Below are 22,929 nucleotides of genomic sequence, written 5' to 3' on the forward strand. Positions count from 1 at the left end.
CCTCCTGGCGGGCTTTCGCATGCGCTGTTCACTCCTCGTCACGCAGCCGCCGCTCCAGGTCCCTGAGGAACTCGGGGTCGTCGTCGGGGCCCCTGGGGGCCTCGCGGCGCACGGGCCTGTGGTCGTCGGGTGGGAGCGTTCCCCTGGCCCCGGAGACGCTCGGCCTGCCGAGCAGGAGCCAGAACACGCCGCCCGCGACGGGCAGCAGCAGCACGATGATCACCCATAGGAGCTTGGGCAGGTTTCTGGCGTCCTCGTCCGGCGTGGTGATCGCGTCGAACAGGCAGTAGAGCCAGAAGGCGAGTATCGCCAGACCGACAAGCAGGGGCATGCCCGAACTGTAAGCCATTCGGCGGCAGGGTGCGGTCGTGGCCCCGATCCGGGTGACTGACGGGGGCCCACGCCGTACGGTGGAGCCTGTTGCCACTTCCTCCTGGGGCGTGTGATGGCGAATTCGGCGGACAAGGGCCGTCATCGGCGGCGCTGGTGGCAGCGGAGCCTGCCACAGCGCACGGAGAGTGTCGCAGGGAGAGCGGTCCGTGACGCGCCGCTCGCGCCGGAGTGGCGGATGGGCGCCGTGACGGCTCCGGTGGTCGACCGCCCGCAGTACACCTGGCGGGACTTCGAGCTCGACGACGAGCGGCCGAGGGCCATGCCGAACCCTCCGGACGCCCCCGGGATGGGCGACGGCCTACGGCACTGCGGGCGGCTCGAACGCATCCTGCACCGCCAGTGGGACGCCGACCAGGGGCCGCCGTCCGCGGACGCCGTACGGGCGGTCGAGAGCCTGGCCAGGCTGCCCGACATCCTCAAGAGGAAACTCGCCGAGGGGCTCGACGGCATCTACGTCGGCGCGGGCGGGGTGCCCGACCTGGACGACATGGGCTATCTGCGGGGCGCGCCGCTGCCCTCGGGCCGGGCGACCTGGGACATCTGCGCGGGAGCGTACGGCGACCGCAAGATCGTCGTGGGGGACCGGCCCTCGCCGACTCCGGACGTGATGATGCACGAGGTCGGGCACGCCCTGGACGACGTGGACGCTCCCCACGGAGACTGGGTCTCCGACTCTCCCGAGTTCGCGGCCCTTTATGAGAGATGCGTCCCTATGCTGGCCTCCGGGTTCCACCTTCAGTCGGGCGATCTGGGGCGTAAGGAGTTTTTCGCTGACGCCTTCGCCGCGATCGTTTCGCGGCAGCGTCCGGCCCTGGTGGACATGCTCGGCGGTAACACGAGGCTGGCGCTCGATGTCATGTTGTTCTTCAACCGGCGTTACGGAATCTAGGTGATCTGGGATGTACGTCATCCGGCTCGCTGACGGAACGCTGCGCGTGCCGCAGACTCTGTCCAGTGATGACGGGCGTCTGATCGGCAACGCGTACGTGGAACTGCTACCGGGAGATCCGGACTACGACCGGTGGCTGGCGGAGGCGTTCACCGAGGAGGAACTCGCCGAGCGCAGACGGCGCTGGCTTGAGGAGAACGACGATCTGGAACGTGAGTTCCTGGCCTTCAAGGCCGAACAGGACGGCTGAGGTCCCTGGGGACACCCCGGGTGGGGGCGGGGTTGCGGCTCGGGGGGTGCGAGCCGTACGACTCCATCGGTGACCCTGCGGCTTTCCGGGTGGGGGCCCCGTAGGACCACCGATGGTGTGACGTCATAAGTCGTCAGACACGCGGTGCGTCGCCTGCCGGCCTTTCGGCCGTCAAGACGTCTTCCCCGCGCAGAAGGGCGTGCACTTCCGACTCGCGGAACCGCCGATGCCCTCCGGGGGTACGGATGCTGCTGATGCGGCCTGCCGCGGCCCAGCGTGTAACCGTCTTTGGGTCGACCCGGAAGAGGGCGGCAACCTCTCCGGGCGTCAGCAGACGCTCGCTGCTACTCTCCACAATCTCTCCCCCTCGCATCCCGCTTCCTGCCAGCGGGCGGACAGGTAACCAGTGTGCCGAGCGAAGTCTGATTTATCCGTGCTTTTCTACAAAGATCACGGGTTGTTATCGACTGACTGCCCGATTGTTATATGATAGAGCCTCTTTGAGAGTCTCGTGGGTGTTTCTTTACGAAACTGATCTGTTGTGCACACTAGCAGCGCTCACGCGCAGTGCGAAGCACCCACTTCGGCACCCCACACCTACCCCTGAGCAGGCCGGGTGTGGGGTGACGTAACCTCAACGCTGTGCATCCCGTCTTCGTTTACACCGTCTCCCGGCTGGGACTCCTGGCCGTGAGCATCGGTGTGCTCTATCTCCTCGGCCTTCGCCAGCCCTTCATCCTGCTGGTCGCCGCATTCCTGGTCAGTGGGGTGGCCAGCTACGTCCTGCTGTCGAAGCAGCGCGACGCGGTGAGTCAGCGATTCACTAAGAATCAGGAGTGATCACGGCAACGGGAACATGCCGACTCGGGCATGGTACTCGTGACCAAGCCGCGTTGTGTCACTACCAACCAGTAACCCTCCGTGATGGGCGAGGAATGCCTTGACGCCGATTCCGCGCTCCCTAGTGGGATTCCACGACAGGGCCTTGCCGGTGCGCGGATCGATCGCCGAGATTCCCGGCCTCGGGACCGCTCCAGGGCCCGCGGAGTCATGGCCGAGCGGGTTGTTCAGCCACCGCTGGTGCCCGCCGACGTACACGGCCGCGCCCGTCACGGCGACCGCGTAGAGCGAGTCGCCCCCGGTGAGGTTCATCCAGGTCGGCCGCACGTTCTCCAGCGAGCCCCGGGGGCGCGTCTCGAAACGCGCCGTGCTGTCGCATGGCTTGTCCGGCCCCTGGGGGCCGCCGGTCGTGACGATCGCGAAGTAGCTCCCGTCCGGGGCGAAGTCCACCCCCCGGACGTAGGAGGGGAAGACGGCCTTGCACCTGGCCGCGTAGGTCGAGGTCCGCCAGTCGGCGACCTTCGCGGGACGGGCGGCGACGTCGACGAGCCCGAGCTGCGGCCGGGAAAGGCCGTTCATGGTGGTGAAGTCGCCCGCGACCACCAGCCGGTCCCCGCTCAACGCCATCGAGGCGATCTTGACCCGGCGCCCCCTCGGATCGCCAAGCCGTACGGCGAAGCCCGCGTCGACCACCCCGCTCACGGCGTCGAGCCTGGCCAGTGCCGTACGGCCGGTCCCGCTGATCCCGACGAAGTCACCGCCGACGTAGAGCCGGGAACCGGACCTGGCCAGGGCGGTGACCCCGCCCCCGTAGGTCTGGGCGCCGAAGTCCGTCATCGGGGCGCCGTCGGACAGTCGCAGCCTGACCAGGCCGTTGGTGTCCGCCCCCGAGGCGGCGGGCCCGACCGCCGACAGGCCTTCGGTCTGGGTGGCCGTGGTCTCGGTGAACTCGCCCCCGGCGTAGACCGTGCCGCCGGGCCCGTCGACCAGCGCCCTGACCTGCCCGTCCAGGATCGGCGCGAAGCCCGCCAGAACACGCCCGGTGACCAGGTCGTAGGCGAAGATGTTGGAGCGCTCCACCGTGGTCCTGCTCCCGGCGTTCCTCACCTGGCTGAAGGAGCCGCCGACCACCACCGTCCTGCCGACGAGCGCGATGGCGTTGACGATCCCGTCGAGCACATGGGGGGTGTTGTTCACCGGGTTGGCGGAGACGACCCGCGTGTGCCGTATCGTGCCCGCCGCCGCGGGCGAGGCCGCCCAGGGCGGCAGAAGAACCATTGCTGCGACCAGCGCCGAAACGCTCCTGGTAAACATTCGGTAATTCCTAGCAGACCCACAGTGACCAAGCCGTCACTTTCCGTGGATACCGGAGTGCCCCCGGCCACGACCGCCCCCGACACCGGGAACGAGGACCAGCCCCCGTGCTTCTCGGCGCCGTGCGCGAGGTTTTTGATCTTGCGCTTTACCGGCGCCAAGTGTGAGGGGTTTCGGTTCGGGCGCGCCGGCGCTTGGACTGAGGAGTGAGGGAGCGAAGCGGACGAACGACGAGGGAAAGCGTTGGCCTGAGGCGCCCGAACCCGCGACGCCGCAGGCGGAGCAAAGAGACACAGCCCGCGACGCCGCCAGGCGTCGCAAAGAGACACAGACGGCGCTAATAGGCTGGGCCCCATGACGCGCGCTTCGCTGGACAAGCAGCCGCATGAGGTCGCCGCGATGTTCGATCGCACGGCCCGGCGGTACGACCTGGTCAATGACGTTATCTCCCTTGGCCAGGTCAGGCTGTGGCGCAAGGCGACCGCGGCGGCGGTCGACGCGGGCCCCGGGGAGCTGGTCCTGGACCTGGGCGCGGGCACCGGCACCTCGACCGACACCTTCACCTCCCTCGGGGCGCGGGCCGTCGCCTCCGACTTCTCGCTGGGCATGCTGAGCACCGGGGTACGGCGGCGCGGCGGTTCCGGCATCTCCGGTGGCGGGGTGCGGGGGGTCAGTTTCATCGCGGGTGACGCGTTGCGACTGCCGTTCGCCGACGACGTGTTCGACGCGGTGACGATCTCGACGGCGTTGCGCAACGTGCAGGACACCGGGCAGGCGCTGCGTGAGATGCTGCGGGTGGCCAAGCCGGGCGGACGCCTGGTGATCCTGGAGTTCTCCCACCCCACGCTGCGTTCTTTCGACCTGATCTACACGCAGTACCTCATGCGGTTCATGCCGAAGGCCGCCAAGGTGTTCGGTTCGAACGACGACTCCTACGAGTATCTGGCCGAGTCGATCAGGGAGTGGCCGGACCAGGCGGGGCTGGCGAAGATCATTCAGGAGGCGGGCTGGAAGCGGGTCGCCTGGCGGAATCTCGCTCTGGGCATCGTGGCCCTTCATCGGGCATATAAGCCCGCGTGAACATTGACAGGCGATAGCAGTACCCGCCTGACACTTCTCGCCGCAAAGGGGTTAGACTTCGGCGCGACAAGTTTGTGAAGGTCTTCACAAAGGAACGAAAGGCCCCACCCCGAGGCCCTCAAAGCGTGTAGGACAGGACAGGTCCCGTGACCGTGCCAGCCGCCGTACAGCGGAATGTCGCTGAGGCTGACGCCGACGTCATCGTCGTCGGCGCCGGGCCCGCCGGTTCGACAACCGCTTTCCATCTCGCACAGGCCGGGCTTGACGTCCTGTTGCTTGAGAAAACCACTTTCCCCCGCGAGAAGGTCTGCGGTGACGGGCTGACGCCCAGAGCGGTCAAGCAGCTCATCGCGATGGGCATTGACATCGACGCCCCCGGTTGGGTCAGGAACAAGGGCCTGCGCGTGGTCGGCGGCGGTAGACGTTTCGAGCTCGACTGGCCCGAACTGGCCAGCTATCCGGACTTCGGGCTTGTCCGCACCCGCCAGGACTTCGACGAGATCCTCGCCTCCAACGCGGTGCGCGGAGGGGTCCGCCTGCTGCAGGGCGTCAACGTCACCGGCCCGATCCTCGACGACCGCAGCGGCCACATCGTGGGCGTGGTCGCCAAGAAGGACGGCGAGGAGGTCACCTACCGGTCCCGCCTCGTGGTCGCCGCCGACGGCAACTCCACCCGCATCTCGCTGGCGATGGGGTTGCACAAGCGCGAGGACCGCCCGATGGGCGTGGCCGTGCGGACCTACTTCACCAGCCCCCGTCACGACGACGACTACCTTGAGATCTGGCTTGAGCTGTGGGACGGCGAGACGCTGCTGCCCGGCTACGGCTGGGTCTTCGGCGTCGGCGACGGCACCTCCAACGTCGGTCTCGGACTGCTGAACACCACCGAGTCCTTCAAGGGCATGGACTACCGCGACCTGCTCAAGCGCTGGGTCAAGGGCATGCCCGAGGAGTGGGGCTTCAGCCAGGAGAACATGACCTCCCCCATCAGGGGGGCGGCGCTGCCGATGGCGTTCAACCGTCAGCCGCACTACACCAGGGGTCTGGTGCTGGTCGGGGACGCGGGCGGGATGATCAACCCGTTCAACGGCGAGGGCATCGCCTACGCGATGGAGAGCGGTCAGGTGGCCGCCGAGACCATCGTCCAGGCGCTCGGCCGTACGACTCCGGCGCAGCGTGAGCGTGTGCTGCGGGCCTACCCGCAGACGCTGAAGGACGCCTACGGTGGCTACTTCACCCTGGGCAGGGGTTTCGTCGAGCTCATCGGGCACCGCGGGGTGATGGACTTCGCCGCCAGGCACGCGCTGCCACATCCCGGACTGATGCGCTTCGCGCTCAAACTCCTTGGTAACCTCACCGACCGACGAGGCGATGCGTCAGACCGCATCATCAACGCTCTGTCGAAGGTCGCGCCGTCGGCATGACCTCAGCAAACGTACGGAACGTGGAAGGCAAGAGCGATGATCGCCCTGCCTAGACTTGCACAACGGCCTGAACAAGGAAACGACCTGATGAGCTGCGCGCCGGCGCGCGTGGAGATGGGAGAGGAGGCGTAGCGATGGAGTTGTACGCACCCATCCTGGTGCTCGCCGTTCTCGCGGCGGGATTCGCGATCTTCTCGGTGACGATCGCGCCCTTCACCGGTCCCAGGCGCTGGAACCGCGCGAAACTTGACGCCTACGAATGCGGGATCGAGCCGACGCCCCAGCCGGTCGGCGGCGGTCGCTTCCCGCTGAAGTACATGATCACCGCGATGCTGTTCATCGTGTTCGACATCGAGATCATCTTCCTCTACCCGTGGGCGGTCGCGTTCGACCAGCTCGGGGTTTTCGGACTGGTCGAGATGGTGCTGTTCATCGTCACCGTGCTCGTGGCCTACACCTACGTGTGGCGCCGCAAGGGTTTGGACTGGGACTAGACATGGGTCTTGAAGAGAAACTTCCGAGCGGGTTCATGCTCAGCACGGTCGAACAGGTCGCGGGCTGGGCGCGGAAGAACTCCGTCTGGCCGGCGACCTTCGGTCTGGCCTGCTGCGCCATCGAGCTGATGTCGACCGGTGGTCCCAAGCACGACCTGGCGCGCTTCGGCATGGAGCGCGCCTCGGCGTCTCCGCGCCAGGCCGACCTGATGATCGTCGCGGGCAGGCTCTCGCAGAAGATGGCGCCGGTGCTGCGCCAGATCTACGACCAGATGGCCGAGCCCAAGTGGGTCATCGCGATGGGCGTGTGCGCCTCCAGCGGCGGCATGTTCAACAACTACGCCATCGTGCAGGGCGTGGACCACGTCGTCCCCGTCGACATCTACCTGCCCGGCTGCCCGCCGCGGCCCGAGATGCTCATCGACGCGATCGTGAAGCTGCACGACAAGATCCAGAACATGAAGTTCGGCGCGCACCGTGCCAAGCAGATCGACGAGCTCGAACTGCAGGCGCTGCGGGCGCTGCCCCTGATCGATCAGGGGACCGCCAAATGAGGTGCCGCGACGACCGGCCCCGCGCGACGGACGAGGAGCGGTGAGGGACCGACATGAGCAGTGACAACCTCCCCGGGGTCCCGGAGGAGCCGATCGCCCGCACGGGCATGTTCGGTGCCAAGGGGACCGGTGACACCTCCGGCTACGGCCGCCTGGTCGTACGGCGCAAGCCCGAGCTGTCCACCCCCCGCCCCTACGGCGGCTACTTCGACACCGTCGCCGACGAGCTTGAGCGCGCCCTGGGCCCCGAGCTGGCCGACGCGGTCGAGCGTGTCGTCGTCGACCGCGGCGAGCTGACCTTCCACGTCAGGCGTGAGCGTCTGGTCGAGGTCGCCAGGACCCTGCGCGACGACCCCGCGCTGCGTTTCGAGCTGTCGCTCGGCGTCTCCGGCGTGCACTACCCCCACCTTGAGGGGGAGGAACTGCACGCGGTGATCCACCTGTGCTCGATCACCCACAACAGGCGCCTGCGCCTTGAGGTCGCGTGCCCCGACGCCGACCCGCACATTCCCTCCACGGTCTCTGTCTACCCGACGCACGACTGGCACGAGCGGGAGACCTGGGACTTCTTCGGGATCGTCTTCGACGGCCACCCGGCGCTGACCCGCATCATGATGCCGGACGACTGGGACGGGCACCCCCAGCGCAAGGACTACCCGCTCGGCGGTATCCCGGTCGAGTACCGCGGCGCCGAAATCCCCGCGCCCGACCAGAGGAGGTCGTACTCGTGAGTGCTCCGTTCGAAGAGATCACGGACGCCACCGAGGGCAAGGTCTACACCGTCTCGGGCAACGACTGGACGGAACTGGTCGAGACCCTCACCGGACAGCAGGACGAGCAGCTCGTCGTCAACATGGGTCCGCAGCACCCCTCGACGCACGGCGTGCTGCGTCTGGTGCTGAACCTGGACGGCGAGACGGTCACCGAGGCCCGCACGGTCATCGGCTACCTGCACACGGGCATCGAGAAGAACATGGAGTTCCGGACGTGGACCCAGGGGACCACGTTCGTGACCCGCATGGACTACCTCGCGCCGATCTTCAACGAGACGGCCTACTGCCTGGGCGTCGAGAAGCTGCTCGGCATCACCGACCGCGTCCCTGAGCGGGCGCAGGCCATCCGCGTGATGATGATGGAGCTGACCCGCATCTCCTCGCACATGGTGGCCATCGGCACCTTCGGCATGGAGCTCGGCGCGACCACGCCGTTCCTCTTCGGGTCCCGCGAGCGCGAGATGGTGCTCGACGTGATGGAGTACATCACCGGCCTGCGGATGAACATGGCCTACGTACGGCCCGGCGGCGTCTCGGTCGACCTGCCCGCAGGCGCGGTCGACAAGGTCGGTGAGCTGCTCAAGATCATGCCGCAGCGCATCAAGGACATGCGCAAGATGCTCGACGCCAACCCGGTCTACCTGGCCAGGACCAAGGACATCGCCTACCTCGACCTCACCGGCTGCATGGCGCTGGGTGTCACCGGGCCGATGCTGCGGGCCGCGGGCCTGCCGTGGGACCTGCGCAAGTCGCAGCCCTACTGCGGTTACGAGACCTACGAGTTCAACGTCCCGACCGAGAAGACCGCCGACGTCTACGGCCGCTATCTCGTCAGGATGGCCGAGATGGAGGAGTCGCTCAAGATCATTGAGCAGGCTCTCGACCGGCTCTCCGGCCCGCTCAAGGGCGACCGGGTCATGGTGGACGACAAGAAGATCGGCTGGCCCGCGCAGCTCGCGCTCGGCCCCGACGGCCTGGGCAACTCGCCCGACCACATCGCGCACATCATGAGCGGTTCGATGGAGGCGCTGATCCACCACTTCAAGCTGGTCACCGAGGGCTTCCGGGTCCCGGCCGGGCAGGCCTTCGCCTCGGTCGAGTCGCCCCGTGGCGAACTCGGCGCCCACGTGGTCAGCGACGGCGGCACCAGGCCCTACCGTGTGCACTTCCGCGACCCGTCCTTCACGAACCTGCAGGCGGTGCCCCCGACCTGCGAGGGTGGCATGGTCGCCGACGTCATCTCGGCCGTGGCCTCGATCGACCCGGTCATGGGAGGGGTCGACCGATGAACGAGGAGAGGAACGAGGAGGGGGGCGCGACCGTGGGCACAGGGTACGCACCAGAGGTCCGTGAGCGCCTTGAGCGCGACGCCAAGGAGATCATCGGCCGGTACCCCCGGCCGAGGTCGGCCCTGCTCCCGCTGCTGCACCTGGTGCAGTCGGTGGACGGCTACGTCTCCGACGCCGGACACGAGTTCTGCGCCGAGATGCTGGGCCTGAGCAAGGCCGAGGTGGTCGGTGTCTCCACCTTCTACACGATGTACAAGCGCAAGCCGATGGGCGACTACCACGTCGGGGTGTGCATCAACACGCTGTGCGCCGTCATGGGCGGCGACCAGATCTGGGACGAGCTGTCCGAGCACGCCGGGGTCGGTCACGACGAGGTGACCCCGGACGGGAAGATCTCGCTGGAGCGGCTTGAGTGCAACGCCGCCTGCGACTTCGCCCCGGTGATGATGGTGAACTGGGAGTTCTTCGACAACCAGACGCCCGAGTCGGCCAAGCAGCTCGTCGAGGACCTCAAGGCGGGCAAGGACGTCTCGCCCACCCGGGGTCCGAAGAAGCTGTGCACCTTCAAGGAGGCCTCGCGCGTGCTGGCGGGCCTGCCCGACGGCCAGGCCGGCGACGGCCCCTCCGCGGCGGGCGCCTCCCTGGAGGGCCTGAAGGTCGCCAAGGCCAACGGATGGAAGGCACCTGAGCCATCATGACGACTCTCACTCCGGTCCTGACGGCCAACTGGGACCGGCCGGACTCCTTCACCCTGGACGGCTACGGCGACTACGCGGCGGCCAGGAAGGCGCTGGGCATGGACCCGGACGCCGTCATCCAGGCCGTCAAGGACTCCGGTCTCCGCGGCCGTGGCGGTGCGGGCTTCCCCACCGGCATGAAGTGGGGGTTCATCCCCCAGGGCGACGGCAAGCCGCACTATCTCGTGGTCAACGCCGACGAGTCCGAGCCGGGAACCTGCAAGGACATCCCGCTGATGATGGCCAACCCGCACGCGCTGGTCGAGGGCGTCATCATCGCCTCCTACGCCATCCGTGCCAACCACGCCTTCATCTACGTGCGCGGCGAGGTGCTGCACGTCATCCGCCGCCTGCAGGCGGCGGTCGCCGAGGCCTACGCCAAGGGCCTGCTCGGCAAGGACCTCTTCGGCACCGGGTTCGACCTGGAGCTGGTGGTCCACAGCGGCGCGGGCGCCTACATCTGCGGCGAGGAGACGGCACTGCTCGACTCGCTTGAGGGACATCGCGGCCAACCTCGGCTCAAGCCCCCCTTCCCGGCCGTGGCGGGCCTGTACGCCTCGCCAACCGTCGTGAACAACGTGGAGTCGATCGCGAGTGTTCCCTCGATCATCGCGAACGGGGCCGACTGGTTCGCGGGGATGGGCACGGAGAAGTCCCAGGGCTTCGGCATCTTCTCGCTGAGCGGCCACGTCACCCGGCCCGGCCAGTACGAGGCGCCGCTGGGCATCACACTGCGCGAGCTGCTCGACATGGCGGGCGGAATCCGGGCGGGGCACCGGCTGAAGTTCTGGACCCCCGGCGGATCGAGCACGCCGATCTTCACCGACGAGCACCTGGACGTCCCGCTCGACTTCGAGTCGGTCGGGGCCAAGGGGTCCATGCTCGGCACCCGGGCCCTGCAGATCTTCGACGAGACGACCTGCGTGGTGCGGGCCGTACTGCGTTGGACCGAGTTCTACGCGCACGAGTCCTGCGGTAAGTGCACCCCCTGCCGGGAGGGCACCTACTGGCTCAAGCAGGTGCTCAAGCGGCTGGAGAAGGGACAGGGCACCGAGGAGGACCTGTCCACGATCACCGACATCGCGGACAACATCCTGGGACGCTCCTTCTGCGCCCTGGGCGACGGCGCGACCAGCCCCATCCACTCGTCGGTCAAGCACTTCAGGGACGAGTACCTCAAGCACTTCGAGATCGGTGGCTGCCCGTTCGACCACGCCCCCTCAAGGCTCTGGGGGAACAAGTGAGCGGACGGCACGCAACCGGCAAGCACAGCACCGTTTCGGTCATGAGGCCGACGGAGGAGGCGCCATGACCGTCGAAGCGACCACCCCGGCGCAGACGCCGGTAGAACTGGTAACCCTCACCATCGACGGTTTCCAGGTGAGCGTCCCGAAGGGCACGCTGATCATCCGGGCGGCCGAGCTGCTCGGCATCCAGATCCCCAGGTTCTGCGACCACCCGCTGCTGGACCCGGCGGCCAACTGCCGCCAGTGTCTGGTCGACATCCCCGACGCGGGCAACGGCAGGGGCTTCCCGAAGCCGCAGCCGTCCTGCGCCATCGAGGTCGCCCCCGGCATGGTCGTGCAGACGCAGCTCACCTCGCCCGTCGCCGAGAAGGCGCAGCGCGGCGTGATGGAGCTGCTGCTGCTGAACCACCCGCTGGACTGCCCGGTCTGCGACAAGGGCGGCGAGTGCCCCCTGCAGAACCAGGCCATGTCCAACGGCCAGGGCGAGAGCCGCTTCCAGGAGAGCAAGCGGACCTTCCCCAAGCCCATCGCGCTGTCCACCGAGGTGCTGCTGGACCGCGAGCGCTGCGTGCAGTGCGCGCGCTGCATCCGCTTCTCCGACGAGATCGCCGGTGACCCGCTCATCGAGTTCTTCGAGCGCGGGGCCAAGGAGCAGGTCAGGACCGCCGACGGCGAGCCGTTCGAGTCCTACTTCTCCGGCAACACGGTGCAGATCTGCCCGGTCGGCGCGCTCACCGGCGCCGCCTACCGCTTCCGGGCCCGGCCGTTCGACCTGGTGTCCACGCCCAGCGCGTGCGAGCACTGCGCGAGCGGCTGCTCGCTGCGCACCGACCACCGCCGCGGCAAGGTCACCCGCCGCCTGGCCGGGGACGACCCCGAGGTCAACGAGGAGTGGAACTGCGACAAGGGTCGCTGGGCCTTCACCTACGCGACCCAGCCCAACCGGCTCAAGACCCCCCTCGTCCGTGACGAGAAGGGTCACCTGGTCCCGGCCTCCTGGCCCGAGGCGCTGGCCGTCGCGGCCCGCGGCCTGGCCGCGGCGCGGGGCAGGGCGGGCGTCCTGGTCGGTGGCCGGGTCACCGTCGAGGAGGCGTACGGCTACGCCAAGTTCGCCAGGATCGCGCTCGGCAGCAACGACGTCGACTTCCGCGCCAGGCCGCACTCCGCCGAGGAGGAGCGCTTCCTGGCGCACGCGGTCGCGGGCAAGGGCATCGAGATCCGCTACCGCGACCTGGAGAGCGCCCCGGTCGTGCTCCTGGTGGGCTTCGAGCCCGAGGAGGAGTCGCCGATCGTCTTCCTGCGTCTGCGCAAGGCGTGGCGCAAGAAGGGCCTGAAGGTCTTCTCGGTCGCGCCGTTCGCCTCCGAGGGCCTGGCCAAGATGGGCGGCACGCTCGTGCGCACCCTGCCGGGCGCGGAGACCGCGGCCGTCGAGGACCTCGTCTCCGGCGTCTCGCCGATCTCCGAGGAGATCAGGCGGGCAGGCGCGATCATCCTCGCCGGTGAGCGGCTGGCCACCGTGCCGGGCGCGCTCTCGGCCCTGGTACGGCTCGCCGACACCAGCGGCGCCAGGCTCGCCTGGGTTCCGAGGCGGGCGGGGGAGCGCGGCGCCGTCGAGGCGGGCGCGCTGCCGAACCTGCTGCCCATCGGCAGGCCGATCGACGACGAGAACGCCCGCACCGAGGTGGCCAGGGCGTGGAACGTCTCCTCGCTGCCCTCGACCCCCGGTCGTGACACCTCCGCCATCCTGACGGCGGCGCTCGGCGGCGAGCTGGGTGCCCTCGTGGTGGCCGGTGTCGACCCCTACGACCTGGCCGACCCGGAGGCCGCCCTGGCGGCCCTGGAGAACACCCCGTTCATCGTGAGCCTCGAACAGCGCCCCAGCGCGGTCACCGACCGCGCCGACGTCGTGCTGCCGGTCGCCTCGGTGAGCGAGAAGGCCGGCACGTTCGTCAACTGGGAGGGACGCGGCCGTACGTTCGAGGCGGCCGTCCCGGTCCCCGGCGTCATGAGCGACCTGCGGGTCGTCTCCTCGATCGCCGACCAGATGGACGTCCACCTCGGCCTGCCCGACCCCGCCGCCGCCCGCCGTGAGCTGGCCGCGATCGGCGCCTGGCGCGGCCCGAGGGCCGAGGCGCCGAGCGTGGGGGCCTCCCGGACCGCCGCCCCGAAGGAGGGCGAGGCGATCCTGGCCACCTGGCACCGGCTGCTCGACGACGGCCGCCTGCAGGACGGCGAGCCGTACCTCGCGGGCACCGAGCGCGCGACCGTCGCACTGGTCTCCGCCGCGACCGCGGCCGAGGCGGGTCTCACGGACGGCGGTGAGATCACCGTCACCGCCGAAGGCGGCGCGGTGAGCCTGCCGGTCCTGGTCGCCGACCTGCCCGACCGGGTCGTGTGGCTGCCCGCGAACTCCGCGGGCCGTTCGGTGACCCGCGACCTGCGCGCCACGGCCGGTGACGTCGTCAGGCTCGGCGCCGCGACCGCCGCCCAGGTCTCGAGCGCCGTCCGCGAAGTGAATGAGGAGCGGTGAGCGACCAATGAATACGCACTTGCTCGCGGTTGCGGGCGATCCGTCCCTTGCGGACTTCGGCCACGACCCGCTCTGGATCAGCATCATCAAGGCCGTCGTCATCTTCGTCGTCCTGATGCTGGGCGTGCTGTTCGGCGTGTGGTTCGAGCGCAAGCTCATCTCCCGTATGCAGAACCGCTACGGCCCCAACAGGGCCGGTAAGTTCGGCCTTCTGCAGTCGGTCGCCGACGGTCTGAAGATGGGTCTCAAGGAAGACCTCATGCCCAGGACCGTGGACAAGGTGATCTACTTCATCGCCCCGGTCGTCCTGGCGGTCCCGGCCTTCCTCGCCTTCTCGGTCATCCCGATGGGGCCGATCGTCTCGATGTTCGGCGTCAAGACCCCGCTGCAGCTCACCGACCTGCCGGTCGCGGTGCTGCTGGTGCTGGCGATGGCCTCCATCGGCGTCTACGGCATCGTCCTGGCCGGTTGGGGCTCGCGCTCGCCGTACACGATCCTGGGTGGCCTGCGGGCCAGTGCCCAGGTGGTCTCCTACGAGATCGCGATGGGCCTGTCGTTCGTCGGCGTCTTCCTGTACGCCGGGACGCTGTCCACCTCCGAGATCGTCGCCTCGCAGGCCGGAGGCAGGGAGGTCACGCTCGGCGGGCTGACCCTGCAGCTGCCCTCGTGGTACATGGTCCTGCTCATCCCCTCCTTCCTCATCTACGTCATCACGATGCTGGGTGAGACCAACCGGGTCCCCTTCGACCTGCCCGAGGGTGAGGGCGAGCTGGTCGGCGGCTTCCAGACCGAGTACTCCAACTCGCTGAAGTTCGCGGTCATCATGCTCGCCGAGTACGTCAACGTCTTCGTGGTCTCCGCGGTGTCGATCACCCTGTTCATGGGCGGGTGGCGGGCGCCGTTCCCGATCTCCATGTGGGAGGGGGCCAACACCGGCTGGTGGCCGCTGCTGTGGTTCTTCCTCAAGATGGTGCTCGTCTTCTCGTTCTTCATCTGGTGCCGCGCCTCGCTGCCGCGAGTCCGCTACGACCAGCTGATGGCCCTCGGATGGAAGGTCCTCATCCCGGTCAACCTCGGCTGGATCCTCCTGGTGGCGACCATGAAGGCCTTCCAGATCCCGGGCGTCAACAGGCAGCTGATCCTGATCCTGGCCGGCCTCGTGCTGGTCGGGTGCTTCGCGCTGTGGTGGCGCTTCGACAACGTGCTGCAGAAGCGCAGAGACGCCAAGGCGGCCCAGGTCGAGGCGGAGTTCGCGCAGCTCGACGCAGAACCGGCCGCGGGTGGCTTCCCAGTGCCGCCGCTCGACCTGCCGCACTACCACGGGGTAGCGCGCAAGGAGGTTCCCAGTGGGAGCAACTGATTGGCTGAACTCCGTCAAGGGGTTCGGCGTGACCTTCCACACGATGTTCAAGAAGGTCGAAACGGTCAACTACCCCGAGGAGAAGCGGCCGACGGCTCCGCGTTTCCACGGCCGTCACCAGCTCAACCGCTGGCCCGACGGCCTGGAGAAGTGCGTCGGGTGCGAGCTGTGCGCCTGGGCCTGTCCGGCCGACGCGATCTTCGTTGAGGGAGCGGACAACACCGACGAGCAGCGCTTCTCGCCGGGCGAGCGCTACGGGCGCACCTACCAGATCAACTATCTGCGGTGCATCCTGTGCGGCCTGTGCATCGAGGCCTGCCCGACCCGGGCGCTGACCATGACCAACGAGTACGAGCTCGCCGATTCGAGCCGCGAGAGCCTCATCTACACCAAGGAGATGCTGCTGGCGCCGCTCGGTCCCGGCATGGAGGCCCCGCCCCACGCCATGCGTCTCGGCGAGACCGAAGAGGACTACTACCGGCTGGGACGAAACAATGGGTGAGACCATCACGTTCTGGGTGCTGGCGGTGGTCTCCGTCGGCGCGGCCCTCGGCCTCGTCTTCAGCCGCAAGGCGGTCTACTCGGCCCTGATGCTGGGCATGGTCATGCTCTCCCTGGCGGTTCTCTACGCCGTCCAGGACGCGCCCTTCCTGGCCGCGGTGCAGATCATCGTCTACACCGGCGCGGTCATGATGCTCTTCCTGTTCGTGCTGATGCTCGTCGGCGTGGACTCGGCGGACTCACTGGTCGAGACGATCAAGGGACAGCGGTTCTGGGCGGCCGTCGCGGGCCTGGGCTTCGCGGCCCTGCTCGCGCTCGCGGTCGGCAACACGCTGATCGGCCCGGCCAAGGGCCTGGAGAACGCGGTCAAGCAGGCGGGCGGCAACGTGCCCAGCCTGGCCCAGCTGATCTTCACCAGGTACGTCTTCGCCTTCGAGGTCACCTCGGCGCTGCTGATCACGGCGGCGCTCGGCGCGATGGTCCTGGCCCACCGCGAGCGCGTACGGCCCAAGGCCACCCAGCGTGACCTGGCCCGCGCCCGCTTCAGCGGCCCGCAGCCCTCGCCGCTGCCCGGCCCCGGCACCTACGCCCTGCACAACGCCATCGACATGCCCGCCCTGCTGCCCGACGGCACGATCGCGACCAAGTCGATCAACCGGGTGCTCGCCAGGCACGAGGAGGAGGACGGCGTCACGCCGACCGACCCCCGGCGGGCGGCGATCGTCAAGCAGATCCTCGTCGAGGAGCGGCTGGCGGAGCAGGACGTGACCCCGGACGACTCCCACGCGGACGCGCGGGCCGTCGTCGAGGACAACGTCGCTCAGGACTCCTCCCAGGCCGGCACCGAGGACGAAACCGTCACGGACGAGACCGCGACGGGCGAGGCCGTACGGGAAGCCCACCAGGAGGACGGCAAGTGACCACCCACTATCTGGTGCTCTCCGCACTGCTGTTCGCGATCGGCGGCATCGGTGTCCTGACACGACGCAACGCGATCGTGGTGTTCATGTGCATCGAGCTCATGCTCAACGCCTGCAACCTCGCGTTCGTCACCTTCGCCAGACAGCACGGCAACCTGGACGGCCAGATCATCGCGTTCTTCGTGATGGTCGTGGCCGCGGCAGAGGTCGTGATCGGTCTGGCCATCATCGTGATGATCTTCCGAACCCGCAGGTCCGCGTCGGTCGACGACGCGAACCTGCTGAAGTACTAAGAGGTGGCAGGTGCAATCTCTCGCTGAGATCGTCCCGCACTCCGGTGGGGTGGTCGGGGTCTCCTGGCTGATGATCGCGCTGCCGCTGATCGGCGCCGCGATCCTGTTGCTCGGCGGCCGCCGTACCGACCGCTGGGGGCACCTGCTCGGCGTCGCCATGTCGCTGGCCGCGTTCGTCGTCGCGGTGCTGTCCTTCGTCGAGCTGCTCGGTCAGCCGGAGGACAAGCGCCGGATGGCGGTCGAGCTCTACCAGTTCATCCCCGGCGTCGCGAACATGGGCCTGCTGATCGACCCGCTGTCGATCAGCTTCGCCCTGCTGATCACCGGTGTGGGTTCGCTGATCCACATCTACTCGATCGGCTACATGTCGCACGACCCCGACCGTCGCAGGTTCTTCTCCTACCTGAACCTGTTCGTCGCGGCCATGCTGCTGCTGGTGCTCTCCGACAACTACGTCGGGCTGTTCATCGGCTGGGAGGGCGTCGGTCTGGCGTCCTACCTGCTGATCGGCTTCTGGCAGTTCAAGCCCTCGGCCGCGGTGGCGGCGAAGAAGGCCTTCATCGTCAACCGGGTCGGTGACTTCGGCCTCCTGATCGCGATCTTCACGATCTGGACCACGTTCGGCTCGGTCACCTTCAAGGAGGCCTTCGGCGCGGCGGGCGGTGCCTCGGAGGGCACGCTCACCGCCATCGGCCTGCTGCTGCTCCTGGGCGCGTGCGGCAAGTCCGCCCAGCTGCCGCTGCAGTCCTGGCTGCTGGACGCGATGGAGGGCCCGACCCCGGTCTCGGCCCTCATCCACGCCGCGACCATGGTCACCGCCGGTGTCTACCTCGTCGTCCGCTCCGGCGCGTTCTTCGAGGCCGCCCCGACCGCGCAGCTCGTCGTGACGATCGTCGGTGTGGCCACGCTGCTCGCCGGTGCGATCATCGGTTGCGCCAAGGACGACATCAAGAAGGGCCTGGCCGGCTCGACGATGTCGCAGATCGGCTACATGATGCTCGGCGCGGGCCTCGGCCCGGTCGGCTACACCTTCGCCATCGCGCACCTGATCACCCACGGCTTCTTCAAGGCCAACATGTTCCTCGGCGCCGGTTCGGTCATGCACGGCATGAACGACGAGGTCAACATGCGCAAGTACGGTGGGCTGTTCTCGGTGATGAAGATCACCGCGATCACCTTCATGATCGGCTACCTGGCGATCATCGGCTTCCCGCTGCTGTCCGGTTACTTCACCAAGGACGGCATCATCGAGACCGCCATGGAGCACAACCAGATCCTCGGCTGGCTCGCCGTCGTCGGCGCGGGCATCACCGGCTTCTACATGTCGCGGATGGTCTTCATGACCTTCTTCGGCAAGCGGCGCTGGGAGGAGGACGCCCACCCGCACGAGTCGCCCGCCGTCATGACGGTTCCGCTGATCATCCTGTCGATCGGGTCGATCTTCCTGGGTGGTTTCCTGGTCCTGGGCAACCGGTTCATGCTCTTCCTCGGCCCGGCCGTCGGCCTGCCGGAGGAGCTGCCCAGCTTCCACCCCTTCAGCGTCCCCGGCCTGGCCACGCTCGCGCTGGTCGCCGTCGGCGCCGCCTTCGCCTGGTTCAGGTACGGCGCCGCCGAGGTGCCCCGGGTCGCCCCGCGCGGCTCGTTCCTCACCACCTTCGCCCGCCGTGACCTGTACGGCGACGCCCTCAACGAGGCGCTGCTCATGCGCCCCGGCCAGTGGCTGACCCGGCTCGCGGTGTTCTTCGACAACCGAGGCATCGACGGCCTGGTCAACGGGCTGGCCGCGGCGATCGGCGGCACCTCCGGGCGGCTGCGCCGCGTGCAGACCGGCTACGTACGGTCGTACGCGCTGTCCATCCTCTTCGGTGCCGCCGTGGTCGTTGGCGCGCTGCTCTACGTAGGGAACATGTGATGCCCTGGCTCTCGACCCTGATAGCCGTGCCCGTCGTGGGCGCGGTGGGTGTCTCCCTTGTCAAGAGTGACAAGCTCGCCAAGCAGGTGGCCCTCGTGGTCTCGCTGGTCGTGCTGGTCCTGACCGCCGTGATGGCGTTCAGGTTCGACCCTGCCCTGGGCGCCGCGAAGGAGACCCGCTTCCAGTTCGCCGAGGTCTACAACTGGATCCCGGCCTTCGGCGTGCACTACGGCGTCGGCGTCGACGGCATCGCCCTGGTGCTGATCGCGCTGTCGGTCATCCTGGTGCCGATCGTGATCCTGGCCTCCTGGCACGACGCGGACGGCACCGGGGCCGCGGCCCCGCCCAAGCGGTCCGTGAAGACCTACTTCGCGCTGCTGCTGGTGCTGGAAGCGATGATGATCGGCGTCTTCGCGGCGACCGACGTCTTCCTCTTCTACGTCTTCTTCGAAGCCATGCTGATCCCGATGTACTTCATGATCGGGTCGTACGGCGGCGCCCAGCGGTCCTACGCGGCCGTGAAGTTCCTGCTCTACTCGCTCTTCGGCGGCCTGCTGATGCTGGTCGCGGTGATCGCGCTCTACGTGATCGCCGAGAAGGGCACCTTCATGTTCCCCGAGCTGGTCGGGGTCATCCAGGACCCGACCACGCAGAAGTGGCTCTTCCTCGGCTTCTTCATCGCCTTCGCGGTCAAGGCGCCGCTGTGGCCCTTCCACACCTGGCTGCCAGACGCCGCCGCGCAGGCCCCGGCCGGCGCGGCCGTACTGCTGGTCGGTGTGCTGGACAAGGTCGGCACCTACGGCATGCTCCGCTTCTGCCTTGAGCTGTTCCCCGACGCGGCCAAGTTCTTCACGCCGCTGGTGATCGCGCTCTCGGTGATCGGCATCATCTACGGCGCGATCGTGGCCATCGGCCAGACCGACATGAAGCGCCTGATCGCCTACACCTCGATCTCGCACTTCGGCTTCATCGCCCTCGGCGTGTTCGCGATGACCACGAACGCGGGCGCCGGCGCCACGCTCTACATGGTCAACCACGGCTTCTCGACCGGTGCGCTGTTCCTGATCACCGGGTTCCTGATCTACCGCCGCGGTTCCAGCCAGATCGCCGACTACGGAGGCGTGCAGAAGGTCGCCCCCGTGCTGGCGGGCACCTTCCTGATCGCCGGGCTCTCCGGCCTTTCGCTGCCGGGTCTGTCGACCTTCGTCAGCGAGTTCATGGTCCTGCTCGGCAGCTACGAGCGCTACGTCGTCCCGACGGTCATCGCGACCACCGGTGTGATCCTGGCCTCGATCTACATCCTGTGGATGTACCAGCGCACGATGAACGGCCCGACGGCGGAGAAGGTCAAGGGCCTGCCCGACCTCGACGCCAGGGAACGGTGGGTGGTCGGCCCGCTGATCGTCATGATCATCGCTCTTGGGTTCTTCCCCAAGCCGGCGCTCGACATGATCAACCCGGCGGTGGACCACACGCTGTCCAACGTCCACATCTCCAACGTCCACATCACTCCGGCCGTCGCTGAGAAGAAGGGGGCCGGGCAGTGAACGGCACCACCATCACCAGCCCGACGATCGAGTACGCGCTGCTGTCCCCGATGCTGATCGTGTTCGGCGCGGCGCTCGTCGGTGTGCTGGTCGAGGCGTTCGCGCCTCGCTACCTGCGCAAGTCGATCCAGATGCCGCTCACGCTGCTGGCGCTGGTCGGCGCGTTCGTCACGACCATCCTGACGGCCCTCAACGGCCTGCCGGAGCGGGCCGCCGCCATGGGCGCGGTCGCGGTCGACGGTCCCGCGCTGTTCATCTGGGGCATCATCCTCATCCTGGCCTTCGTCAGCGCGCTGCTGATCAACGACGACGACCAGTTCGTCGCGCAGGCGGCGGCCGTACCGGGCAGCGTGGACGAGGAGGAGGCGGTCCGCAGCGGATTCGCCCAGACCGAGGTCTACCCGCTGCTGCTGTTCGCGGTCGGCGGCATGCTGCTCTTCCCCGCGGCCAACGACCTGCTGGCCATGTTCGTCGGCCTTGAGGTCATGTCCCTGCCGCTGTACCTGCTGTGCGGCCTGGCCCGCCGTCGCCGCCTGCTCTCGCAGGAGGCCTCGGTCAAGTACTTCCTGCTCGGCGCCTTCTCCTCGGCCTTCTTCCTCTACGGCACGGCCCTGGTGTACGGCTACGCCGGGTCGGTCGACCTGAGGGCCATCAGCGAGTCGCTCGGCAGCGTCTCCGGCCAGCAGACCCTGCTGCTCGTCGGCATCGCGCTGCTCGGCGTCGGCCTGCTGTTCAAGATCGGCGCCGTGCCGTTCCAGGCGTGGAAGCCCGACGTCTACCAGGGCGCGCCGACCGCGGTCACCGCGCTGATGGCCTCGACCGTGCTGGTCGCCGCCTTCGGCGCGCTGCTGCGCGTCTTCTGGGTGGCGCTGGGCAACCTCGACTGGGACTGGCGCCCGGTCATGTGGGGCGTGGCGATCCTGACGATGATCGTCGGTGCGATCCTGGCGATCACCCAGACCGACATCAAGCGCATGCTCGCCTACTCCTCCATCGCGCACGCGGGCTTCATGCTCACCGGCGTGATCGCCACCGGCGCCGCGGAGCAGAACTCCCAGGCGCTGTCGGCGGTCCTGTTCTACATGGCGGCCTACGGCTTCACCACGGTCGGCGCCTTCGCGGTCGTCACCATGGTCCGCGACGCGGGCGGCGAGGCCGGGCACCTGTCCCGGTGGGCGGGCCTGGGCAAGCGGTCCCCGATGCTGGCGGGCATCTTCGCCTTCTTCCTGCTGGCCTTCGCGGGCATCCCGCTGACGAGCGGTTTCTTCGGGAAGTACGCGGTGTTCACCGCGGCGGTCGGTGGCGGGGTGCTGCCGCTGGTCATCGTGGGTGTGGTGAGCTCGGCGATCGCGGCGTTCTTCTACGTGCGCGTGATCGTGCTGATGTTCTTCAACGAGCCCGCGGCGGACGGCCCGAGCATCGCGACGCCCAGCGTCGGCACCTCGGCTGTGGTCGCTCTGGCGGCAGCGGCTACCGTAGTGCTGGGGGTCTTCCCGCAGCCGGTGCTGACTCTGGCGGACCAGGCTGCGTCCGCGTTGTTCATTCGTTAGAGGAGTAGTGCTTCATGGCTGCGCCACCCGTTGTTGATCTCCCGTTCGTCGACGAGCGGTTGGCGCAGGACCTCGCCGACGGACTGGCGGAGGTCGAGAAGCTGCTGCGGTCCTCGGTCGAGAGCCGGGACTCCTTCGTCACGGAGGCGTCCCGGCATCTCATCGAGGCGGGCGGCAAGCGGTTCAGGGCGATGCTCGTGCTGCTGGCGGCCCAGTTCGGCTCGTCCGGGGCTTCGGGGGTGGTTCCCGGAGCCGTGGTCATCGAGCTGACCCATCTGGCCACGCTGTACCACGACGACGTGATGGACGAGGCCCCGGTGCGCAGGGGGTCACCGTCGGCCAACGCCCGCTGGGACAACACCGTGGCCATCCTGACCGGCGACTATCTGTTCGCCCAGGCCTCGGAGATCCTCGCCGATCTCGGCCCCGAGGTCATCCGCATCCAGGCGCAGACGTTCTCCCGGCTGGTGCGCGGGCAGATCCGCGAGACCATCGGCCCCCGTGAGGGCGAAGACCCCATCGCCCACTACATCGAGGTGCTGGCCGACAAGACCGGGTCCCTGATCGCCACCTCCGGCCGGTTCGGCGGCCTGTTGAGCGGCGCCGCGCCGGAGGTCGTCGACCGGCTGACCAGGGCCTGTGAGGCGATCGGAATCGGCTGGCAGCTCGGTGACGACCTGCTGGACGTGGCCTCCGAGTCCGCCGAGTCGGGCAAGACGCCGGGAACCGACCTGCGTGAGGGCGTTCACACCCTGCCGATGCTGTACGTCCTGGCCTCGGAGTCGCCGGAGGACGCGCGCCTGCGTGAGCTGCTGGCCGGGCCGGTGGCCGAGGAGGACGTCGAGGAGGCTCTGCGCCTGCTGCGCGCGCACCCGGCCATGGAGCGGGCCCGCGCGGAACTGGTCTCCTGGATCGATCGGGCACGCAAGGATCTCTCCGGCCTTCCGGACATACCCGCCAGGGCCGCCTATCTCGCCCTGTGTGACTACGTCATCGAGCGCTCGGGCTGATCCGCCCATCGGGGCGTACGGC

General features: G+C 68.3%; 23 protein-coding genes. 20 read left to right on the forward strand and 3 right to left on the reverse strand.

Annotated elements, in window-relative coordinates; translation table 11 throughout:
• Positions 1–28: 28 nt before the first annotated feature.
• Entirely contained in the window at positions 29–331 is a 303-nt protein-coding gene (locus tag ACFOYY_RS33375; RefSeq protein ID WP_352010926.1) for a PLDc N-terminal domain-containing protein, read from the reverse strand.
• Positions 332–445: 114 nt separating this feature from the next.
• On the opposite strand from ACFOYY_RS33375, the gene ACFOYY_RS33380 reads away from it, so the two are divergent.
• Both ACFOYY_RS33380 and ACFOYY_RS33385 read left to right on the forward strand, forming a co-directional pair.
• Entirely contained in the window at positions 446–1,282 is an 837-nt protein-coding gene (locus ACFOYY_RS33380) for a hypothetical protein (RefSeq protein ID WP_352010925.1), read from the forward strand.
• A gap of 10 nt (positions 1,283–1,292) precedes the next feature.
• Entirely contained in the window at positions 1,293–1,532 is a 240-nt protein-coding gene (locus ACFOYY_RS33385; protein WP_352010924.1) for a hypothetical protein, read from the forward strand.
• Positions 1,533–1,665: 133 nt separating this feature from the next.
• Here ACFOYY_RS33385 and ACFOYY_RS33390 read toward each other — a convergent pair whose 3' ends face one another.
• Positions 1,666–1,905 (reverse strand): BldC family transcriptional regulator, encoded by a 240-nt coding sequence (locus tag ACFOYY_RS33390; protein ID WP_184711992.1) that lies wholly within the window; start codon positions 1,903–1,905, stop codon positions 1,666–1,668.
• A gap of 269 nt (positions 1,906–2,174) precedes the next feature.
• On the opposite strand from ACFOYY_RS33390, the gene ACFOYY_RS33395 reads away from it, so the two are divergent.
• Positions 2,175–2,372, forward strand: a complete 198-nt coding sequence (locus ACFOYY_RS33395; protein ID WP_352010923.1) for a DUF4229 domain-containing protein — start codon at positions 2,175–2,177, stop codon at positions 2,370–2,372.
• Here ACFOYY_RS33395 and ACFOYY_RS33400 read toward each other — a convergent pair whose 3' ends face one another.
• The gene (locus ACFOYY_RS33400; protein WP_386195069.1) at positions 2,373–3,650 is read right to left on the reverse strand and encodes a delta-60 repeat domain-containing protein; all 1,278 of its coding nucleotides are present in this window, start codon (positions 3,648–3,650) and stop codon (positions 2,373–2,375) included.
• Positions 3,651–4,040: 390 nt separating this feature from the next.
• Here ACFOYY_RS33400 and ACFOYY_RS33405 point away from each other — a divergent pair, with 390 nt between their 5' ends.
• The 17 genes from ACFOYY_RS33405 (at position 4,041) to ACFOYY_RS33485 (ending at position 22,907) form a co-directional block, all read left to right on the forward strand.
• On the forward strand, positions 4,041–4,766 hold the full coding sequence (locus tag ACFOYY_RS33405; protein ID WP_352010921.1) for a demethylmenaquinone methyltransferase: 726 nt from the start codon (positions 4,041–4,043) through the stop codon (positions 4,764–4,766).
• A gap of 146 nt (positions 4,767–4,912) precedes the next feature.
• Positions 4,913–6,190 carry a geranylgeranyl reductase family protein gene (locus tag ACFOYY_RS33410; protein ID WP_352010920.1) on the forward strand — a complete coding sequence of 426 codons (1,278 nt, stop codon included), beginning with the start codon at positions 4,913–4,915 and terminating at the stop codon, positions 6,188–6,190.
• Between the two features lie 134 nt (positions 6,191–6,324).
• Complete coding sequence (locus tag ACFOYY_RS33415) at positions 6,325–6,684, forward strand: NADH-quinone oxidoreductase subunit A (RefSeq protein ID WP_352010919.1); 360 nt, start codon at positions 6,325–6,327, stop codon at positions 6,682–6,684.
• A gap of 2 nt (positions 6,685–6,686) precedes the next feature.
• Positions 6,687–7,238 (forward strand): NuoB/complex I 20 kDa subunit family protein, encoded by a 552-nt coding sequence (locus tag ACFOYY_RS33420; RefSeq protein WP_352010918.1) that lies wholly within the window; start codon positions 6,687–6,689, stop codon positions 7,236–7,238.
• A gap of 53 nt (positions 7,239–7,291) precedes the next feature.
• Positions 7,292–7,969: an NADH-quinone oxidoreductase subunit C gene (locus ACFOYY_RS33425; protein WP_362778057.1), complete on the forward strand. Its 678-nt coding sequence runs from the start codon at positions 7,292–7,294 to the stop codon at positions 7,967–7,969.
• 17 nt (positions 7,970–7,986) lie between these two features.
• Positions 7,987–9,300, forward strand: coding sequence for an NADH-quinone oxidoreductase subunit D (locus ACFOYY_RS33430; protein WP_386195092.1), 1,314 nt, complete (start codon positions 7,987–7,989; stop codon positions 9,298–9,300).
• On the forward strand, positions 9,297–9,998 hold the full coding sequence (gene nuoE, locus ACFOYY_RS33435) for an NADH-quinone oxidoreductase subunit NuoE (RefSeq protein ID WP_352010916.1): 702 nt from the start codon (positions 9,297–9,299) through the stop codon (positions 9,996–9,998). Before ACFOYY_RS33430 ends, nuoE begins: the two co-directional genes overlap by 4 nt.
• Positions 9,995–11,281 (forward strand): NADH-quinone oxidoreductase subunit NuoF, encoded by a 1,287-nt coding sequence (gene nuoF, locus ACFOYY_RS33440; protein WP_352010915.1) that lies wholly within the window; start codon positions 9,995–9,997, stop codon positions 11,279–11,281. The genes nuoE and nuoF overlap by 4 nt, the downstream gene beginning before the upstream one ends.
• A 64-nt stretch (positions 11,282–11,345) precedes the next feature.
• The gene (locus ACFOYY_RS33445; RefSeq protein ID WP_386195073.1) at positions 11,346–13,814 is read left to right on the forward strand and encodes an NADH-quinone oxidoreductase subunit G; all 2,469 of its coding nucleotides are present in this window, start codon (positions 11,346–11,348) and stop codon (positions 13,812–13,814) included.
• 7 nt (positions 13,815–13,821) lie between these two features.
• Positions 13,822–15,174 carry an NADH-quinone oxidoreductase subunit NuoH gene (gene nuoH, locus ACFOYY_RS33450; protein ID WP_352010913.1) on the forward strand — a complete coding sequence of 451 codons (1,353 nt, stop codon included), beginning with the start codon at positions 13,822–13,824 and terminating at the stop codon, positions 15,172–15,174.
• On the forward strand, positions 15,161–15,676 hold the full coding sequence (gene nuoI / locus ACFOYY_RS33455; RefSeq protein WP_271216307.1) for an NADH-quinone oxidoreductase subunit NuoI: 516 nt from the start codon (positions 15,161–15,163) through the stop codon (positions 15,674–15,676). Before nuoH ends, nuoI begins: the two co-directional genes overlap by 14 nt.
• Positions 15,669–16,595 (forward strand): NADH-quinone oxidoreductase subunit J, encoded by a 927-nt coding sequence (locus ACFOYY_RS33460; RefSeq protein ID WP_362778064.1) that lies wholly within the window; start codon positions 15,669–15,671, stop codon positions 16,593–16,595. The genes nuoI and ACFOYY_RS33460 overlap by 8 nt, the downstream gene beginning before the upstream one ends.
• A complete protein-coding gene (nuoK, locus tag ACFOYY_RS33465; protein WP_352010911.1) occupies positions 16,592–16,888 on the forward strand; it encodes an NADH-quinone oxidoreductase subunit NuoK in 297 nt (98 codons plus the stop codon). The genes ACFOYY_RS33460 and nuoK overlap by 4 nt, the downstream gene beginning before the upstream one ends.
• Before the next feature lie 70 nt (positions 16,889–16,958).
• Positions 16,959–18,800: an NADH-quinone oxidoreductase subunit L gene (gene nuoL / locus ACFOYY_RS33470; RefSeq protein WP_352011278.1), complete on the forward strand. Its 1,842-nt coding sequence runs from the start codon at positions 16,959–16,961 to the stop codon at positions 18,798–18,800.
• Positions 18,800–20,347 (forward strand): NADH-quinone oxidoreductase subunit M, encoded by a 1,548-nt coding sequence (locus tag ACFOYY_RS33475; RefSeq protein ID WP_352010910.1) that lies wholly within the window; start codon positions 18,800–18,802, stop codon positions 20,345–20,347. Before nuoL ends, ACFOYY_RS33475 begins: the two co-directional genes overlap by 1 nt.
• A complete protein-coding gene (gene nuoN, locus ACFOYY_RS33480; protein WP_352010909.1) occupies positions 20,344–21,897 on the forward strand; it encodes an NADH-quinone oxidoreductase subunit NuoN in 1,554 nt (517 codons plus the stop codon). Before ACFOYY_RS33475 ends, nuoN begins: the two co-directional genes overlap by 4 nt.
• 14 nt (positions 21,898–21,911) lie before the next feature.
• The gene (locus ACFOYY_RS33485) at positions 21,912–22,907 is read left to right on the forward strand and encodes a polyprenyl synthetase family protein (RefSeq protein ID WP_352010908.1); all 996 of its coding nucleotides are present in this window, start codon (positions 21,912–21,914) and stop codon (positions 22,905–22,907) included.
• Positions 22,908–22,929: the final 22 nt, after the last annotated feature.

The organism is Streptosporangium jomthongense (genome assembly GCF_042650425.1).
Classification (GTDB): domain Bacteria; phylum Actinomycetota; class Actinomycetes; order Streptosporangiales; family Streptosporangiaceae; genus Streptosporangium.

What these genes read in the sequence shown, in the direction of transcription:
- ACFOYY_RS33375 (WP_352010926.1), bottom strand. Translation starts at nt 331, where the DNA reads ATGCCCCTGCTTGTCGGTCTGGCGATACTCGCCTTCTGGCTCTACTGC.
- ACFOYY_RS33380 (WP_352010925.1), top strand. Translation starts at nt 446, where the DNA reads ATGGCGAATTCGGCGGACAAGGGCCGTCATCGGCGGCGCTGGTGGCAG.
- ACFOYY_RS33385 (WP_352010924.1), top strand. Translation starts at nt 1,293, where the DNA reads ATGTACGTCATCCGGCTCGCTGACGGAACGCTGCGCGTGCCGCAGACT.
- ACFOYY_RS33390 (WP_184711992.1), bottom strand. Translation starts at nt 1,905, where the DNA reads ATGCGAGGGGGAGAGATTGTGGAGAGTAGCAGCGAGCGTCTGCTGACG.
- ACFOYY_RS33400 (WP_386195069.1), bottom strand. Translation starts at nt 3,650, where the DNA reads ATGGTTCTTCTGCCGCCCTGGGCGGCCTCGCCCGCGGCGGCGGGCACG.
- ACFOYY_RS33405 (WP_352010921.1), top strand. Translation starts at nt 4,041, where the DNA reads ATGACGCGCGCTTCGCTGGACAAGCAGCCGCATGAGGTCGCCGCGATG.
- ACFOYY_RS33415 (WP_352010919.1), top strand. Translation starts at nt 6,325, where the DNA reads ATGGAGTTGTACGCACCCATCCTGGTGCTCGCCGTTCTCGCGGCGGGA.
- ACFOYY_RS33420 (WP_352010918.1), top strand. Translation starts at nt 6,687, where the DNA reads ATGGGTCTTGAAGAGAAACTTCCGAGCGGGTTCATGCTCAGCACGGTC.
- ACFOYY_RS33425 (WP_362778057.1), top strand. Translation starts at nt 7,292, where the DNA reads ATGAGCAGTGACAACCTCCCCGGGGTCCCGGAGGAGCCGATCGCCCGC.
- nuoE (WP_352010916.1), top strand. Translation starts at nt 9,297, where the DNA reads ATGAACGAGGAGAGGAACGAGGAGGGGGGCGCGACCGTGGGCACAGGG.
- nuoF (WP_352010915.1), top strand. Translation starts at nt 9,995, where the DNA reads ATGACGACTCTCACTCCGGTCCTGACGGCCAACTGGGACCGGCCGGAC.
- ACFOYY_RS33445 (WP_386195073.1), top strand. Translation starts at nt 11,346, where the DNA reads ATGACCGTCGAAGCGACCACCCCGGCGCAGACGCCGGTAGAACTGGTA.
- nuoH (WP_352010913.1), top strand. Translation starts at nt 13,822, where the DNA reads ATGAATACGCACTTGCTCGCGGTTGCGGGCGATCCGTCCCTTGCGGAC.
- ACFOYY_RS33460 (WP_362778064.1), top strand. Translation starts at nt 15,669, where the DNA reads ATGGGTGAGACCATCACGTTCTGGGTGCTGGCGGTGGTCTCCGTCGGC.
- nuoL (WP_352011278.1), top strand. Translation starts at nt 16,959, where the DNA reads ATGATCGCGCTGCCGCTGATCGGCGCCGCGATCCTGTTGCTCGGCGGC.
- ACFOYY_RS33475 (WP_352010910.1), top strand. Translation starts at nt 18,800, where the DNA reads ATGCCCTGGCTCTCGACCCTGATAGCCGTGCCCGTCGTGGGCGCGGTG.
- ACFOYY_RS33485 (WP_352010908.1), top strand. Translation starts at nt 21,912, where the DNA reads ATGGCTGCGCCACCCGTTGTTGATCTCCCGTTCGTCGACGAGCGGTTG.